This window comes from Luteolibacter flavescens (assembly GCF_025950085.1).
Lineage (GTDB): Bacteria > Verrucomicrobiota > Verrucomicrobiia > Verrucomicrobiales > Akkermansiaceae > Haloferula > Haloferula flavescens.
Window position 1 is genome coordinate 38,901 of record NZ_JAPDDS010000002.1, and the last position, 17,501, is coordinate 56,401.

Annotated in this window: 5 protein-coding genes and 1 tRNA gene; 4 read left to right on the forward strand and 2 right to left on the reverse strand. The window is 64.3% G+C overall.

From position 1 onward, the window contains the following. Nucleotides 1-4: 4 nt before the first annotated feature. Nucleotides 5-829, forward strand: a complete 825-nt coding sequence (locus OKA04_RS03720) for a DUF3800 domain-containing protein (protein ID WP_264499784.1) — start codon at nt 5-7, stop codon at nt 827-829. 214 nt (nt 830-1,043) lie between these two features. Here OKA04_RS03720 and OKA04_RS03725 read toward each other — a convergent pair. Beyond that, a tRNA-Pro gene (locus OKA04_RS03725) sits at nt 1,044-1,120 on the reverse strand. Between the two features lie 87 nt (nt 1,121-1,207). Here OKA04_RS03725 and argC point away from each other — a divergent pair. The 3 genes from argC (at nt 1,208) to OKA04_RS03740 (ending at nt 4,804) form a co-directional block, all read left to right on the forward strand. Further along, nucleotides 1,208-2,251, forward strand: coding sequence for an N-acetyl-gamma-glutamyl-phosphate reductase (gene argC / locus OKA04_RS03730; protein ID WP_264499785.1), 1,044 nt, complete (start codon nt 1,208-1,210; stop codon nt 2,249-2,251). Nucleotides 2,252-2,313: 62 nt separating this feature from the next. Then, nucleotides 2,314-3,567, forward strand: coding sequence for a bifunctional glutamate N-acetyltransferase/amino-acid acetyltransferase ArgJ (gene argJ, locus OKA04_RS03735; RefSeq protein ID WP_264499786.1), 1,254 nt, complete (start codon nt 2,314-2,316; stop codon nt 3,565-3,567). A gap of 64 nt (nt 3,568-3,631) precedes the next feature. Next, complete coding sequence (locus OKA04_RS03740; RefSeq protein ID WP_264499787.1) at nt 3,632-4,804, forward strand: hypothetical protein; 1,173 nt, start codon at nt 3,632-3,634, stop codon at nt 4,802-4,804. 100 nt (nt 4,805-4,904) lie between these two features. Here the strand turns inward: OKA04_RS03740 and OKA04_RS03745 are convergent, their stop codons facing one another. Then, nucleotides 4,905-17,489 (reverse strand): Ig-like domain-containing protein, encoded by a 12,585-nt coding sequence (locus tag OKA04_RS03745; protein ID WP_264499788.1) that lies wholly within the window; start codon nt 17,487-17,489, stop codon nt 4,905-4,907. Between the last annotated feature and the right edge of the window lie 12 nt (nt 17,490-17,501).

Consider the following 17,501-nt stretch of genomic DNA (forward strand, 5'->3'; position numbering starts at 1 on the left):
CATCATGAAGCGTGAAGAGCCGAGTCCTAAACACTACTTCGTCGATGAGGCGGGAGATCCTGTTCTTTTTTCGGGGAAAGGAAAGGTCCTCATTGGGAGCGAGGGTTGCAGTCGTTATTTCGCTGTCGGAATGTTAGACGTCAAAGACCCGAAGTCCCTGGCAGCCGACTTTGACACGCTACGTGCCGAACTGTTAGCAGATCCCTATTTCAAGAATGTTCCTTCGATGCAGGCGCGTGCTAAGAAGACGGCGCTCTTTTTCCACGCAAAGAATGATCTACCTGAGGTGCGCAGGGAGGTGTTCAAGTGCATCATGAAACACCACGTCAGATTCTCTGCAGTAGTGCGTGATAAGGTCGCTGTATTGGACTACGTGAGGTCAAGAAACGAAAACGATGTGAGCTATCGATTTCGACCTGATGAAACCTATGACCATGCGGTGCGAAGGCTTTTCAGAGATCGCCTGCACAAGCACGATGATTATTCTATTTGCTTCGCCGTTCGCGGCAACAGCGACCGAACAAATGCCTTTCGCGAAGCGTTAGAAGCTGCCCGCACCAACTCCGCAGCACGCCGGGGGGTTGCAAGGTCAGACGCTCGATTGCAGGTAAGAGCATCCTATCCCAATAAGGAGCCAGCACTTCAAGCGGTGGACTACTTCCTGTGGGCCCTACAGCGAACCTATGAGCGAGGAGAGGATCGTTACCTTCAAATGCTCTGGCCTCAGTGCAGTCTTGTGGTGGATGCGGACGACATACGGATTGCGGCCTACGGCAGCTACTACACGTCGAAAAACCCGCTTCTGCTGGAAAAATTAAAGGGTGGTTGAGGAATATAGGAGCAACCCGCATCAGCGCATTGCCCACACGGCGCGTGGCCGACATTCGTTCCTCGAACCGTTGTGAATTAATCACGGTCCTCGATGCTTGTCAACGCATGGGGCCGCTGGAAGGCCGCGGGCCTGGGACACACTTTAGGACTCAACTTCACGAGCAGAGATTCCCGCCTTGGGGTAACTCGCTTAAAATAAGCCATATATGAGATGGTCGGGCTGGCGGGATTCGAACCCACGACCCCCTGCCCCCCAGGCAGGTGCGCTACCAGACTGCGCTACAGCCCGTTTACCTCGTACGGTGACGGGAGCGGGAGAGAATCAGGGCAAATCCCGGTTGGCAAGCCTTGAAAATCATGCATTTTCCCGCGCGCCATGGAACGGATCAAAACCGCGATTGTCGGAGCCAGCGGCTACACGGGTCAGGAACTCCTGCGCCTGCTGCTGGTCCATCCACAGGTCGAGCTCGTCGCCGCGACCTCCCGCCAAGAAGCCGGGAAGCCGCTGTCCGCCGTTTTCCCGCGCTTCCGCAAGCTGCCAGGGGCGGAGCTGCCTTTCATGGAGCCGGATCCGGACGCGATCGCGGCGACCGGTGCGCAGGCCGCCTTCCTGGCGCTGCCGCATGGCGTGGCGGCGGAGATCGCCCTCGCGCTGCTGGAGCGCGGGCTGAAGGTCATCGACCTGAGCGCGGATTTCCGGCTGAGCGATGCCGACGTTTACGAGGAATTCTACGGCCACCCCCACCCAGCCCCGGCGCTGCTGGATGAAGCGGTGTACGGACTGCCTGAGGTGCGGGCGGACGCCATCCGGGACGCGCGGCTGATCGCCTCGCCCGGCTGCTACCCCACCAGTATATTGGTGCCGCTGATCCCGCTGCTGCAGGCCGGACTGATCGATCCCGCGACCATCGTGGCGAACTCGATGAGCGGCGTCAGCGGCGCGGGCAAGAAGGCGGACGTCTCCCTGCTCTTCTGCGAGTGCAATGAAAGCGTGCGCGCCTACGGCATCCCGAAGCACCGCCACCTCTCCGAGATCGAGCAGGAGCTCTCGCTGGCGGCGGGCGAAACGGTGGTGATCACCTTCATCCCGCACCTTATCCCGGTGAACTCCGGCATCGCCACGACCACCACGGCGAAGCTGCGCGAGGGCATCAACCCGGCGGCGATCGGCGAGGCGCTCGAAAATGCGTACCGCGACGCAGCCTTCGTCCGCCTGCTGGGGCAGGGCGGCTGCGCGGACACGAAGAATGTGACCCGCACGAACTTCATCGACATCGGCTGGACGCACGACGCGCGGACCGGGCGGGTGATCCTGACCAGCGCGGAGGACAATCTGGGCAAGGGTGCCGGATCGCAGGCGGTGCAGTCATTCAACCTCATCTTCGGCCTGCCGGAGACCGCCGGGTTGCAAACCGCGTGAGATCTGCGCAGCGTCTCCCGCCCCCATCATTCCACTTCCTTCCTGCCAGAAAAAACCCAGCCATGGACTTTCCCGTCACCCGGATCAAAGGAGGCGTCGGTGCGCCGCGCGGTTTCCAGTGCTCCGCCATTTCCTGCGGGATCAAGAATCCCGCGGCGGAGCGGCTCGATCTCGCACTGATCTACTCGGAGAGCCCGTGCACGTCGGCGGGCACCTTCACGATCAATCGCGTGAAGGCCGCTCCGGTGAAGCTCTCGCAGGCGCACCTGCGCAAGGGCGACCTGCGCGCGATCATCGCGAACAGCGGCAATGCGAATGCCTGCACCGGCGTGCAGGGGGTGAATGACGCGAAGGCGATGTGCAAGGGCGTGGCCGCGCCGCTGGGGCTGAACCGCAGCGAGGTGGGCGTGTGCTCCACCGGCGTGATCGGACTGCCGATGCCGATGGTGCGCATCGAGCCGCGCTTCGACGAGCTGGTCCAGGGCCTCGGCGCGAACCGCGGCACGGACGTGGCGAAAGCGATCATCACCAGCGACACCCACCACAAGGAGATCGCGATTTCCTTCGACCTGGGCGGCCACCGCGTTCGCATCGGCGGCTGCGTGAAGGGCGCCGGCATGATTTCCCCGAGCATGGCCACCATGCTCTGCTTCATCACCACGGACGCGAACGTGCCGACCGAGACGCTGCGCAAGGGCGTGCTGGAAGCGGTGGACGAGAGCTTCAACCGCATCACCATCGACGGTGACATGAGCACGAACGACACCGTGCTGGTGCTGGCAAACGGGCGCTCCGGCATGCCGCCGATCCGCCGCGGCAGCGCGCTCTGCAAGCAATTCCGCGAGGCCCTGCGCCACGTGATGCTGGAGCTGGCACAAGCCGTGGTGCGCGATGGCGAGCGCGTCACGAAATTCGTGACCGTGGAGGTGAAGGGTGCCCGCACCTACCTCGATGCGAAGCTCGTGGCCGAGGCCGTCTGCAAGTCCGCGCTGGTGAAGTCCTCGTGGAATGGCGGCGACCCAAACTGGGGCCGCGTGCTCCACGCCGTGGGCTACTCCCGCGCCCGCATCCGCGAGGAACTCGTGGACATCTTCTACGATGGCAAGCCCGCCTGCCTCGGCGGCCTGCAGGCCACGACGCCGATGGACGAGCTGCGCGAGATCGCCGCGAAGCCGGAGTTCAAGATCGAGATCCACCTGAACCAGGGCGACGCCGACTACTGCATGTATAGTAGCGACCTCTCCCCGGAATACATCGATTTCAACCGCTCCGAGTACGCCTACTGGAAGCAGGCGCGCAAGGACGGGCTGGTGTGACCAGAGCCCGCCGGGCCGGCCCACGACCGGATTGACGGAGAGAGCGTTCTTGGCAAGCTCCCGCATGCCCCGCGCCAAGCAGTTCGACCTGAATCTGGATCTCGACCTGGGACCCGCGCCAGCGGCAGAGCCGAAGACCGACCTGACCATCACGGGTCCGGGCTCGAAATTGCTCAGCCCGGCACAAAAGACCTTCAACCGGCGGGTGAAGGCGCTGGAGAAAGCTCGGGAAGCCTACGAACGCAAGCGGGGCGAACTCGACGAACTGCTTGAGATCTCGCGCCTCGAATTGATGCCCTTGGTCGAGAAATTGAATCAAGCCAACCGTGACCTCGCGCTTCAGGGAGACGAAACGCGGAGGACCATGAAGATGACGTCGAGGCGACATCACTGGCTGGGCAACCTGATCTTTGGCAAGGCTTCCGAACTCCTGGCCGACCCCGTGGGACTGTCGGATGAAGACATCGGACGGCTTGAGGCGCTCGCGGAGGAACTCAAGCCTGCCGGCAGCGAAGAGGCAGGTGACGAGGACGATGAGATGCTCGATTTCCTCAAGCACATCGCACATGAGATGGGCGTGGCTGTCGATTTCGACGGTGCCGAAGATCCCGAGGAAGTCATCAGCAGGCTGCAGGAAGCGATAATGGGAAACACAGGCGGCATGCAGCCGGGTGGCCCGGCCATGCCAAAGCGGAAGCCCACCAAGGCCGCGCTCGAACGCGCCCGCAAACAGCAGGAACTGGAGGAGGCGAAGAAGCGCGACTTCAAGGGGCTCTACAAGCAGCTCGCGAAGGTGCTGCACCCCGACCTCGAACCTGATCCGGTGCTGAAGGAGCACAAGGAAGCGTGGATGAAGCGCCTCACCGCGGCCCATGCCAATGGCGACCTGCGGGACATGCTCGCGATCGAGATGGAATGGCTCGGCGAAGAATCAGGCAACCTCGCGAACGCCAGCGACCAGAAGCTGCTGACCTACGGGATGGTGCTCAAGGAGCAGACCGAGGAGCTGGAAATCAAAACCAGGGAACTCGCCTACGAGCCGGAGTATGCGCCCCTGGCACGCTACATGGACATCTACGGCGACATCCCGCACGTCAGGTTCATCAAGATCGACCTGACCGACGAGCTGGAGCGACTGGAAGAAATGCTGGCCGTCCTGCAAGGCGGAGGAGAAGAGAAGCGCAAGATGATCAACCAGTGGGCGGACGCGAACGCCCGTGCCAATACCGGCAGGTAATCCTCCGTACGGATCCGTCCACCGCAACCGCTCGCGGTAGCCATGCCCTGCCGGGCGGAGGAGCTGCGGGGAGATCCCGCAGCCCCACCGGAGGCTGGCATCAGTGCGGAGCGACGATGCGGACGAAGACCTTCTGCTGGGCGACAGGCGAGGTGATGCTCGCCGTGACGCGGACGACACCATTGACCGCCGGGCCGGGCGTCATGACCACACCGGTGCGGGTCCAGGTGGAGGCATTGGTGGACCATTCCACCGCCACTTCGCCGGCCGGGAATTGCACGCTCTGCGGATAGCTGAGGGTGTATTCGCGGGCATTGATCCGGGTGAAGACGAGCTGCGGCTGGTCGTTCTTGTCGGGATTGAGGCCGAACAGCATTTCCAGCACGTTCGCGCGACCGTCCTTGTCCGGGTCGGCATTCATGCCCCAGACCGTCGCCTCAAGCGCCGGATTCGAGAGCACGGACGGCTGGAACTTGCCGGATGCCCAGCCCGAGTAAGCCGTCGCGAGGGTATTCGAGACGCGGTTCTGGTAGATCCGGAAGACATTCGACAGGACCTTCGTTCCCAGCGGATTCGTCGCCACGAGTTGCAGGCTGTAGTCGCGGCCCTCCACTGCGGTCGGCGTGCCGGAGAAGGCACCCGTGGCAGGATTGAAGGACAGCCATCCGGCGGCCGGCAGCGGGTTGCCATCGGTGAGCTGCACGCTGAGCGTGAGCTGGCCCGGGTAGATCGGATCGCCGAAGGTGGCGGGATTCACCGTTAAGCTGAAGGCCGAGCCTTGCACCGCGATCTGGTCCGGCACCGGCACCGCGAGGCGCGGACCGAGGTCATACTGGAGCTGGAGGACGCGGGCGCTGCCTGCGGAGGCGGCACCGTTCACATTCACGCTGTCGGTATTCGAGCCGGCCACCGCGGTGAAGCCATCGATGGCGACGGCATGGCCGTAGCGGTTCGCAGCGGTAGGCGTGCCGTGGACGATGCGGTCGATCGGCAGCCAATCGGGAGTTCCCGCGCTGCGGCGGAAGATCTCGATGGAACCGCGGGTTTCCACACCGGCTTCGTTGCCAGCGGGCGAGCCGACGAGCAGCAGGTTTCCAGCAAGGCCGACGGAGCCGCCGAAGTAGCGGGACGCCACGCCATCGGTGGGAGCCACTTCACGGACGAGGCCCCACTGGTTCGCACCGCCGGAGTCGCGCTCGTAGACATGGACCCGGCCGGGCTTCAGGCCGCCGAGCGGAGGCGTCGGCGAGTACGCACCCACGGCGATGCGGTCGCCGGAGACATCCACCGAGAAGCCGAAGCCACTGTAGGCGCGTGCTTCCGAGCCGTCGAATTGGTCGAGGCGCTTCAGCTCGCTGAAGGTGCCCGCGGCATTCGGACGGGTGTAAATGTATGCCGCACCGAAGTTCCACTGCGGCGTGCTGCCGCCGAAGTTCGCGCCGTGCGCACCGATGACCACGGTATTGCCGTCAATGGCGATGGCCGAGCCGTAGAACTCGCCGTCATTCACCAGCAGCGTGCCGCGGTTGTCGGCGGCCACCAGCGTCTGCGAGCCCGTCCAGGCACCCGGCGTGGCACCGCGCTTGAAGACGAACACACGGCCGGAGCGGGTCGCGCCGGGGAGGTTCGCATTCGGAGCACCTACCAGGATGGTGTCACCCTGGATGGCGACCGCGCTGCCGAAGGCATCGCCACCGGAAGCATTGACCGCGGACGGATTGAGCTTCGCCACCTGGAGCCAGGCGTTGGGGTTCACCGGATTCCGCTGGAAGACGTAGGCCGCACCGGCGTTGTTCGCACCGGGCTGGTCGAAGCCCGGGGAGCCGACGACCATGTAGTCGCCATCGATGGCCACCGCGCTACCGAAGTTGTCTCCCGCGGCGGAGTCGGAGCCGCCGATTTCCGCGACCTGACCCCACGGGGCACCCAGACCGGCATTCCGCTCATACACATGCACGCGGCCGACATCCACAAGCGAGGTGTCACGCGTCGGAGAACCGATGACGAGGGTGTCCTTGCTGATCGCCGTGCTGGAGCCGTAGCCCGCGCCGGTCTGGCTGGCGTCATTGCCGAGCGAGTTGAGGGCGAGGAGCTGGTCCACCTCGGCATGGTAGATCTCGATGGTGGTCGCGCTGTCCGTCACCGGCGTGGCAAAGCCATCCTGGATGGTGAAGGTGAAGCCAGCCGTCTCCGGAGACGTTGGCGTGATGCGGGTGCCTGGCGTCGGCGTGAAGACGATGCCGCGGATGGCCGCGGAGACCGCAGCCGGTGAGCCGCTCATGCGGTAGGTGCCGCTGCCCTCCGAAAGCAGGGCGAAGCCGCCGAGATTCGAAAGCGTGCCCTTGATCGCATTGTCGATCTGGATGGTCACGGTCTGCCGTTGCAGGCCGAGATCGTCGATGTCCACGATATTGACGCCCACGAAGGGACGGAGCGAGGCGCGCTGGTAGAGCTTCTGGCCGCCGACGGTGCCGGTGATGACAGGGACGTCATTGACCGGGGTCACGGTGACCACGGCCGTATCGACGATGACCGGCGTAGGCACCACGCTATCATCCAGGCTCACGGTGAAGCGCGTCTGCTCAGTGCTACCCACGATGATGCGGTCGAGGAATGGCGTGAAGACCAGCTTGCGGATGGCCACCGTGGCATCCGCCGCGGTGCCGATGAACTCCAGCACACCCGGTGCGATGAGCGTGAAGCCGGGACCAGCCAGGATGCCGCGCTCGGCCGGGAAGGTGACGCGGACGCGCAGGATCTGGCCGGTGATATTGTCCACCTCAATCACCGTGGCGGTGGCGAAGGGATTCATCGCGGTCTTGTCATTCGTGAAGCCCGGGATGGCGCCGAGAAGCTGCGGCGGGTCATTGACCGGAGTGACGGTGATGACGGTCACATTGTCGGTGACCAGCGCCGGGGTGAAGCCATCGTCGATGTCCACGGTGAAGTGGGTATCCTCGGTGGTGCCGATGAAGATGCGGTCAATGAACGGGGTGTAGACCAGATTCCGCATCGCGGTGGTGGCATTCAGGCCCGTGCCGTTGAAGACCAGCTTGCCCGGCTCGATCTGGACGAATCCGGCACCGGCCAGCGTTCCATGATCGCCTTCATAGCTGATGGTCACTTCCAGCGGCTGGATGGTGAGGTCGTCCACTTCCGTCAGCGTGACATTCGGGAAGGGCTTCACCGGAGTCTTGTCATTCGTCGCGCCGCGGGCGGTGCCCGTGAGGACCGGGGCGTCATTCACCGGAGTCACGGTCATGATCGCGGTGTCCACGATGACCGGCTGGGCGGTGAACTTGTCATTGATGCTCACGGTGAACTGGGTGTTCTCCGTGGTGCCGACGGTGATGCGGTTCTGCACCGGGGTGTAGACCAGGCCGCGGATCGCGGTCGTCGCTTGGGCGGCGGTGCCGTTGAACTTCAGCACGCCGGGCGAGACCTGGGTGAAGGAACCCGCAAGGGTGCCGCGGTCACTGGGATAGGTGATGAAGATCTCGAGCGGCTGCAGCGTGAGGTCGTCGATCTCGATGAAGGTCGATGCCGGGAAGGGCTTGATCGGCGTCTTGTCATTCGTCGCGCTCGCCACCGCATTCAGCAGCGTCGGGGCATCGTTGATCGGAGTCACCGTCGTGACGGTGGAGTCCTCGATCACCGGAGTGGTGACATGACCGTCGTCCATGCTGACGGTGAAGCGCGTGTCCTCCGTGGTGCCGACCGTGACGCGGTCGATGGTCGGGACGAAGACCAGGGCACGCATGGCCGTGGTGACCTGAGCCGCCGTGCCGGTGAAGCGGATCACACCCGGCGAGACAACGGTGAAGCCGCCGCCGGAAAGGACGCCGCGCTCGGCCGCGAAGGACACGCGGACGGTGACCGGCTCCTGGCGCTGGCTGTCATACTCGATGACCGTGACATTCGGGAACGGACGCAGGTTGCTCTTGTCCGTCACGCTGTTCGTCTCGGCATTCACCATGCGCGGGGCGTCATTCACGCCGGTCACGGTGATGGAGACGGTGGCGGTGTCGCGGTCCTCGCCCACGGCGCGCTGGTCGATGTGGGCGATTCCAGGATACTCGTTGCCGCCGTCGTCCTTCACCCAATAGGTCAGCTTCGCGTGACCGGTGAAGGAGGCAGCCGGGGTGTAGTTCACCTTGCCATCGGCGACGACCGCCGTGCCGGCACCCACCGGATCCAGCGTGACCGGACGGGCGGTGGTGAGGGTGAAGTCCGCCTGCGAAGGCAGCGGGGTGGCGGGAAAGGCGGTGCGGAGCACGCCGTCATTCGCGGTGACGTCGAGGGCCACGACGCCGTCTCCGGCGAGCACGGTGAAGTGGTCATCGCTCACGCTGATGTCGCCGACCTTCACGGTCACATCGGCTTGGCCGGTGCCACCGAAGCCATCGGAAACGCGGTAGGTGAAGGTCTCGGTGCCGACGAAGCCGGGCTGCGGCACGTAGATGAGATTGCTGCCCACGATCTGCACCGCCGCATTCGCCGGAGGAATGACCTCCGTGATGATCCACTCGCTGGCGCTGGCGGGAAGCACGCTATCATTTGCCAGCACCGGAAGAAGCGTGCCCGTGGAGTCGCTGCGGACCGTGAAGCGGTCGTGGTTCGTCTCCAGGTCGCGGGCACCCGCGCGGTTCAGCACCTCGATGCGGATGGTCGCCTCGCGGCGGTCCGTGCCACCTGCCGAGATTTCATAGGTGAAGGTCTCGGCGAAATTGCCCGGAGGATTCAGGTCGCTCGGCGTGTAGCGCAGGGCTGCACCATCCTCGATGATTTCCAGGGTGCCGCGATGCACCGGGTTCGATGGATTCGACTCGTCGTCACCCACGGCGGTGATGAAGAGCAATTGCCCGCCGTCCGGGATCACGCGGTCGTTCGCGAGGACCGGCAGGCGGTTCTCGGTGCTGCCGCGGAAGACGAGGAAGGAGTCATCACCGGCCACCATTTCGCCGTCCGTGGTGCGGACGGAGACGCGGGCGGTATCGGAGAAGTCGCCGTCCGTCACGGTGTAGGTGAAGGACTCCACACCGCGGAAACCATTGGCCGGGGTATAGACCAGCTTCTTGAAGTCGGCGCTGATCTCCACCGTGCCGCCTTGGTCGGGAGCATTGAGGCCCGTGCCGATGGAGGCCACGGAAAGGGCTCCCGGAAGATCCGAGATGCGAAGGTCATTTGCCAGCACCGCAAGCTCGGATGCCTGGCTGTCTGCCTGGACGGTGAAGTAGTCGCTGCTGGCACGGATGCCTCCGGCGATGACCACCACGGTCACGGTGCCCGTGCCGGTGCGCCCGCCGACGTCGCTCACCGTGTAGGTGAAGTCGTGCTGCCCGGTGGCTCCCGCAGCGGGATCGAAGGTGAGCGTGGCACCGCCCGGCGTGACGCTGATCGAGCCGATCCCCGCGCTGGGCGGAGTGACGCCGGTGATCGTCAGTTGGCCGTTGCCGCCTTGCAGGACGCTGTCATTCGCGAGCACGTCGAGCGTCGTCGTGCCGTCGTCGGTGGTCTTGCCCGGATCATCGAAGGCGACGCTGAAGATGTCGCTGTTGATGGTGAGGAAGCCCACCTTCACGGTCACCTGCGCGGTGCCGGTGCCACCGAAGCCATCGGCGACGGAGTAGGAGAAGGTATCGGTGCCGACAAATCCGGCAGCCGGGGTATAGGTGAGAGCCACGCCATTCATCACGCTCACCGTGCCGTGTGCGGCGGTGGTGACGGAGACGATGTCGAGAGCCTCGCCGTTGCCGGGCAGGATGTTGTCATTCTCCAGGACGTTCAGCGTGTTCGACACGCTGCCCGCCGGGACACTGAAGGCATCGGCGCGGACATTGAGCGTGTTCGCGCGGTTCACCACCAGCATCGTCACCGTGGCGGTGGCGATCGAGGTGCCGCCGCCATTCATCGTGTAGGAGAAGGTCTCCGTGTACGGGAAGGTGGTGACGGAAGGATTCGGCGTGTAGCGCACCTGGCCGCTCTCGATGACCGCCTGGCCACCCTTGTCCGGCGTGGAGGAGATCGTGGCGAGCGTCAGCGGATCTCCCGTCGCAGGGATGATGCTGTCATTCGCCAGCACGTTGATGAGCGGTGCCTGGCCTGCAGCGACGGTGAAGTGATCGTCATTCGCTCGCAGGTTGCCATTCAGGCGATCGATGGTCACGCGGGCGGTCACCATCGCGGAGTCGCGGTTTCCGAGATTGTCCTCGATGGTGTAGGTAAAGACTTCGTCGCCGACGAAGCCGGTCTCCGGAGTGTAGATGAGCGATTGCTCGTCATTCACCACCACGGTGCCGCCGGAGCTGAGCGGACCGACTTCCACGATGCGGCGGCCGGTGGCCAGCCCCTCGAGGCTGGAGTCATTGACCAGCACCTTCAGCTCGATGTCCGAACGGTCCGCCTCGATGCGGTAGATGTCATCGTTCGCGAAGAGGAAACTGCCGTCCTGAAGCGTGTAGGCGTAGGTATCGACGAAGGTCTCGCCGACCGCGAGGCCCTGCAGCGTGTAGGTCGGGCCGCCGGGGAGATCCGAGAAGACCGACTCGCGCGGGTCATACTCGAAATTGCTGGCCAGCACGGTCCAGGAGCCACCGCCGAGCGAGGCATAGGAGGCGTCGTAGGCGACCGGGATGCTGAAGGTATCGTCATCGATGCGCGTCACCACGAACTGCCCGGTCAAGGCACCGCTGCCGAGCAGCACGACTTCCTCGCCCGAGACCAACTCGTGGCCCACGGAAGAGACGGCCGTCGCACCGGGAGTGCCGGAGACGGGGCCGAAGCCATCGACGCCACCGTCGCGACGCTCGAGCAGGACATTGACCTTCGCCGCGAAGACATTCGTCGGGAAAGCATCGGTCGGCTTGAGGAACTTCCGGTTGTCGGGGAGCAGGGTATTCTGGTCGACGTCGGAGCCGCTGAGCAGCAGGCCCGGCGTCGGGACTTCGAGCAGTGTCTTCTCGTCGATCGTCAGCGCGACGTTGTTCGCACGCGGGGTATCGTTGCGACCCTCCACCATCACCGCGACCATCGTATTCACCCGGGCAATGCCGTCGAACACGGTGACGTGGAAGGTATCGATCACGCGCTCCTTGAAGGCGAGAGCCTGCAGGGAAGCCGAAACGCTGGGATCGTAGAAGAGCGTCGCCCCGTCCGGACTCAGGCGGACGGACGCACCCTCGCGGCTGAGAGTCTGGCCGGCGCGAACTTCCAGGCCCAGCACGTCGGAGCGATCGACATCGGAGTCATTCGAAAGGATGTCAGCGCTGGAGAGGGCGAGTTCCGTATCCTCGTCGGTGTGATCGAGGCCATCGATGACCACGATATCGCCGAAGGCACCACCCGGCGGACGGATGGAAACATTCACGCGACCGGGCGTGCCGGAAGCGGGCAGCAGGTGCAGCACGGCAGAGCCGTCGAGAAGTTGCGGGGCGGTCATGCCACCGCCGAGCAGCGGGCTGAGCGCGGCGAGTCCCGGCGGATTGTCCTGCGGGATGGGGACGTTGTTCACGCCCGCCACCACGACCGAGATTTTCGCAAGTGAGACCGCGCCGTGGTTGTCCTCCACGGCGTAGTAGAAGCTGTCCGTGCTGCTCTCGCCCTGCGCGAGGCCGTCGAGGTAGGCCGATGGGCGGGGATTGTAGACGACGTTCGTCTGGTTGCGGCTCGCCCGGATTTCCAAGGTCACCGCGGCACCGTCCTTGCTGGTGGTGGAGAGGCGGTTGGCATTGTTCAAGACCGTCCACAGACCCTTGGTCGCGGCGTCATCGACGAAGGCGATGGGCAGCGTGAAGGTATCCACGCCGGTGACCGTGGCGACATGATAGCCATTGTAGGAGGGATGACCGCCGTAACCGGAAATCAGCACCGTGGTTCCACTCTGCAGGCCGTGGCCCGGGGCGGTGACCGTCACCGGGGAGGCTCCCGCCGTGCCGCTGAAGCCACCGATCGCCTTCGCCTGGCAGACGCCGACCACCTTGAGCTGGGTGTACGGATTCCCGTCGGTATCCGGGTCGGTGTCATTGAAGAGGATGCCGGTGCCATTGAAAGCGCGCGGGGCCGGGTAGAGGCCGTCGGTATCGAGGGCGATATTCGCTATGCGGGGATCGGCGAAGACGCGGAGGATGGTGTCCTCGTCCGTCGTGACGGAGTCCGCTACCGGGGTCGGCGGATCATTGCGACCCAGCACGGAGACCTGGACCAGCGCCTGGGAGCGGGCACTCGGCGTGCGCAGGTCGGAAGCCTGCCAGCGGCCGCGGAGCAGCGGCTCAGGATTTCCAAGGAAGGCGACCGGGATGCTGAAGTGATCCTCATCCACCACGGTGATCGCGTGCGTGGCATTGTAGGCGGGGAAGCCTGCATCGCGGATGGTCACCGTCGCACCCGTGGTCAGGCGGTGCGTCGGGGCCGTGACCAGAGTCGTCGATCCTCCGCCGGAGGCGAAGCCCACCACGGCACCACCGCCGACATCGACGATGGAGTAGGCGAAGGTATCCGTGTAGCGGGCACCCTCGGGCAGGTGATTGAAGGCCACGCGCGGGTCGAAGTTCACCGCGGTGCCGCGCAGCGGCGAGCCAGCCGGGGTAATCGTGACCGTGGCACCGGCATTCGTGGAGATGCTGCTCTTGTTCGACGTCGGCGGTGTCGGGGATAGCGCCTGGTTGAGATCGACGATGAAGAGCTCGTCGGCTCCGTCGGCGTCGAGATCGTTCAGACGGACCGCCAGCGTGGCCGCCATGTCCTCATTGACCTCGAAGCTGTCGATGGTCGCGATAGGATAGGCGTTTGCCTGGCCGAAGGGCGTGCCACCCGTGTCGGCTCCAGGAGAAGTCGCGGCACCCGTGGCACCCATCATCACGCCACCATTTGGCGGAGGCTGCACGAGGCGGTGCGGCGCGAAGGCAGCGCCCTGGAACTGCGGTGCAAGCGTGATCGAGTCCGCCGAGTAGTCGGTCGTGACGGATGGCACCGCGGAATTCGCAAATGCGGCGGAGTAGGAGACCGCCTCCACGACCGCATTGCCGGTCGAGGCTGGCTTGCGCAACTCGATCCGGCCGCGCTGCGATAGCCTGAGGCTCGTATTCGAAACGATGACCGGCGTGGAACCCGCCGCCGCGATCGCGGTCTCGGCGAGGACGAGGCCATGGCCGGGTGCCACCACCTGGGAGCCAAAGGTGTGGCGCTTCTCGCCATCCACCCACACTTCATAGCCGGTGAAATTGAAGCTCGCCTGATCCCGCGGCATGTAGAACTCGACGAACTGCTGGTTCGGATTCGTGGCCGGGAAGATCTCGTGGATGATCAGCTTGCCGAGCGCATCCCTATCGAGCGCGCCCATGTCTGCCGTGCCATTGCGGATCACGCCGCGCTGGTCGACCGCGACGACGCCTGCGATGGCAGCGCCGATCGCGGGGCTGTCCGGCAGCAGGCGATGGCCGCGGGTGTTCCCTTCGACAGCGGCAAGCGGTGCCAGCTTCGGATCGAGGTTGCGCTTGTCGGTATCGTGATTGAGCAGGACGGTGTTGTTCGGCGCGCCGCTCTGGTTGAGATCGGTCGAGCTGTTGTCGTTCGAGATGTTGCCGCCGGCGGAGATGATCTCCGCTCCACCAACCACCTTCAGATTGCGGGAGGAAAAGTCGGCGAAGATGTTGTTCGTCAGCACCACCCGCGAGTTCGAGACATTGTTGTGCAGCGAGCTGCCCTTGTTCGAAGCGTCGAAGTTGCCGGAGAACGTGCAGTGCTTGATGTCGATCTGGACGAACTTTGTCGGCGTGTCGTTCTCGATGTAGATGGCACCGCCGCCGTATCCCGTGGAAGCGTGCTGGGAGTTGCCGGAGAAGGTGGAGTTCGTGATGGAGCTCGCGTGATTCGTGTAGAGCGAGATCGCGCCACCGCCGAGGCCGGAGGAGGCATTGAGGGAGTTGTTCTCGAAGAGGCAACGGGCCACCTTCAGCGAGCCATCGGCCACGTCGATCGCGCCGCCCCACTGGCTGGCGAGGCAGTTCGCGATCACGCAGTCCTCGATGGAGAGCGAGCCCGGGCTCGCAGTGGCCGAGGAGCGCCCGACGAAGGCAGCGCCACCGGTGTCACCAAAGCCCCGCGACAGGCGAAGGCCCTGGATCTGGACGGTGGAGAAGATGCGGAAGATCTGCACGTCACCGACGTCGGTGATCGAGTTCGCATTCGAGTCGCCGGTCAGCGTGAGCTTGTCAGCACCTGGACCACGGAAGGAAAGGTGCTTCCGGATATCAAGAGGGCCATTCTCCTTCTTCAGGCGGATGGTCGCCGGATAGCTCGGCAGCGCGAAGGTGATCACGTCGTTGTTGCTCGCTTGCGCGATGGCATGACGGAGGGTGCCGGGCAGCGTCACATCATCCAGCAGGCTGGTGACGAGGAAGCTGCGGGAGTCGCTCCGGAGGAGGACCGGCAGCGTGCGCGTGGTGAAATTCAGCGCCGAGTCGGTGGCGGTGATGGTGAAGTCCGTGCGCCCCGGCTGATTGGCCGGGAAGAGGTAGGTCGGGCTGACATCGTAGTTGATCGCGCGGATCGCCGTCTGTGCGGCACTGGCCGAGGGAGCATTGTAGCGATAGACGCGGGAGTTCGGCGCGGTCTCGACGAAGCCGCCCAGATTGCTCAGTGCGCCCTTCGCAGCGGTGTCGAGCGCGATGGAGACCTCCACGGGCCCTACGTCCTCGATGGTCACCAGGGCGAAAGGCTTTGGCCCGGTGGATGGATCGATCAGCGCGGGATTAGATGCCGCAGGGAAGACCGGGTTGTTGCCCCAGAGCAGGGTGGGTGCGCCATCGACCGCAGTGACTTCGATCTGTGTCTGGTTGTTCGTCACGGGAACGGTCCCGTCGAACACGCGGATGGTGACGGTCACGGTCTCGCTGGAATTCACCGGGATACGGCCCTGGGTGGGGACGAAGCGCAACTGGCGGAGTCTCGCGGTAAGGTCGGAGACCAGACCCGTGAGAACGGTGACCGTGTTCAACGATGGATCCTTGAAGCTGCCTTGCTGCGGATCGCCCAGCGACAGATTCACGGTGAGAATCTGGTTCGGGTCGCGATCGACGATCGAAATGGTCGCGAAAGGATAGACCGGGGTCGCTCCCGGATCATCCGTCATGCGGATGAGCGTCGTGGTCACGCCGGCCAATTCCGGAGCATCGTTCACGAACTTCATGGTCAGCGACACGCTGGACCTCACCGCATTCCCCATCGTCGTGTCGGGATGGACGTCCCGGACATCGAAGTCGAAGGTGAGGTTGAAATCCTGGCTCTGCTGGATGGGAGTGAAAACGAGGTTCTGGATCGCCGTGCCGATCTGGGCCGCGGTGCCCGTGACCACGGTCTGAGAAAGGGTCCCGCGCGCGGACTCTCCGCTGGCAACCCGCTCGCTGATGGTGACCGAGAAGGTGTCGCCGAAATCGACGTCACCCACTTCCAGACGGAAGGGCGAAACTGCCATCGCGTCGGTGATGGATGCCAGGGTAAGGGAGGCGCTTGCCGTCGGGGCGTCATTGACTGACCTGACGTGGACCGTCCCGGTCGGCAGCGTGGCAGTGCGGGAGGTGCTGTCCCGGACGGTCACATTGACGTTGAAATTGTAGAGGCCTACGGGGAGCGCGTTGGGGAACGGCGTGAAGGTGGCATTGAGCAGGGCTGCCGCCGCATCATTCGGTGCCCGGGCAGAGAGTGTGTAGGCCTTGCCTCCGGCGACATTCGACACGGACGAGCCGGGCAATGCGAAGGTGCCGTAGGATTCCGCAATGGTGGGGATGGTCACCACCACCACCTGATTGTCCACGTTCGGCATCCCGTGATCGACGTCGCCGATCGAGACCGCAGAGAAGACCTTCTCGGTGGCTGCCGGTCCGTTTTCAACTGTGGGATCCGGGGTATCGAGAAACGGGGTCGTAGCGGTCCCGCGGAAGATGGCCGTGATGGTCGGATCGTCAGGGGTCGGAGTGACCGTGATCGTGAAGGTCTGCACGGCCGACTGATTCTCGCCACCATTGGCAGTGCCGCCGTTGTCATTGATGCGGACGCCGATGGTCGCGACCCCGTTCCGGTCTGGCGCGGGCTTGTAGGTCAGCGTGCCATTCGCGGCGACAGATGGCTGGGTCGTGAAGAGCGCCGGGTTGCTGTTCGACGTGACAGTGTAGGAAAGGGTCTGCCCGCTCTCGTTGGAAGGTCCGGCACTACCTGTTGCCCAGCCTGCAACGGTGACCGTGTCAGCGTCTTCCGCCACCGTCTGATTGGACGCGGTGAAGGAGGGAGCATCGTTCACCGCAGTGAGATTGACCCTGACGATGATGTCGGTCCCCGACTGCTGTCCGCCGGCATAGGCGCGCACGCGGAATGCATCGGTGATCCCGTTGTCATCCTGATCCGGCGTCCACACCCAGGTCTCGCCGCTACCGAGCGTTCCATTCAGGGTGACGCTGGAACCGTTCTTCTCCAGATCGCCGGACACGTCGGACTTGAAGCGGAACTCGATCGGATTGTTGTTGGAGTCGGCGGCATTCGAGGCCGCCTTCAGCGTGGCGTAGGAGATCGAAAACGGCTCATCCTCCATCCCGCCGGTCAGGACTTCAATCGTGGTGAGCGTGGGCGCGGCATGGGCGACCCCGGCCAGCGCGAGGCCGGCGAAAATGGAGAGCAAGCGGGAAGGCAGGTCCATGGGAGTGAAAAG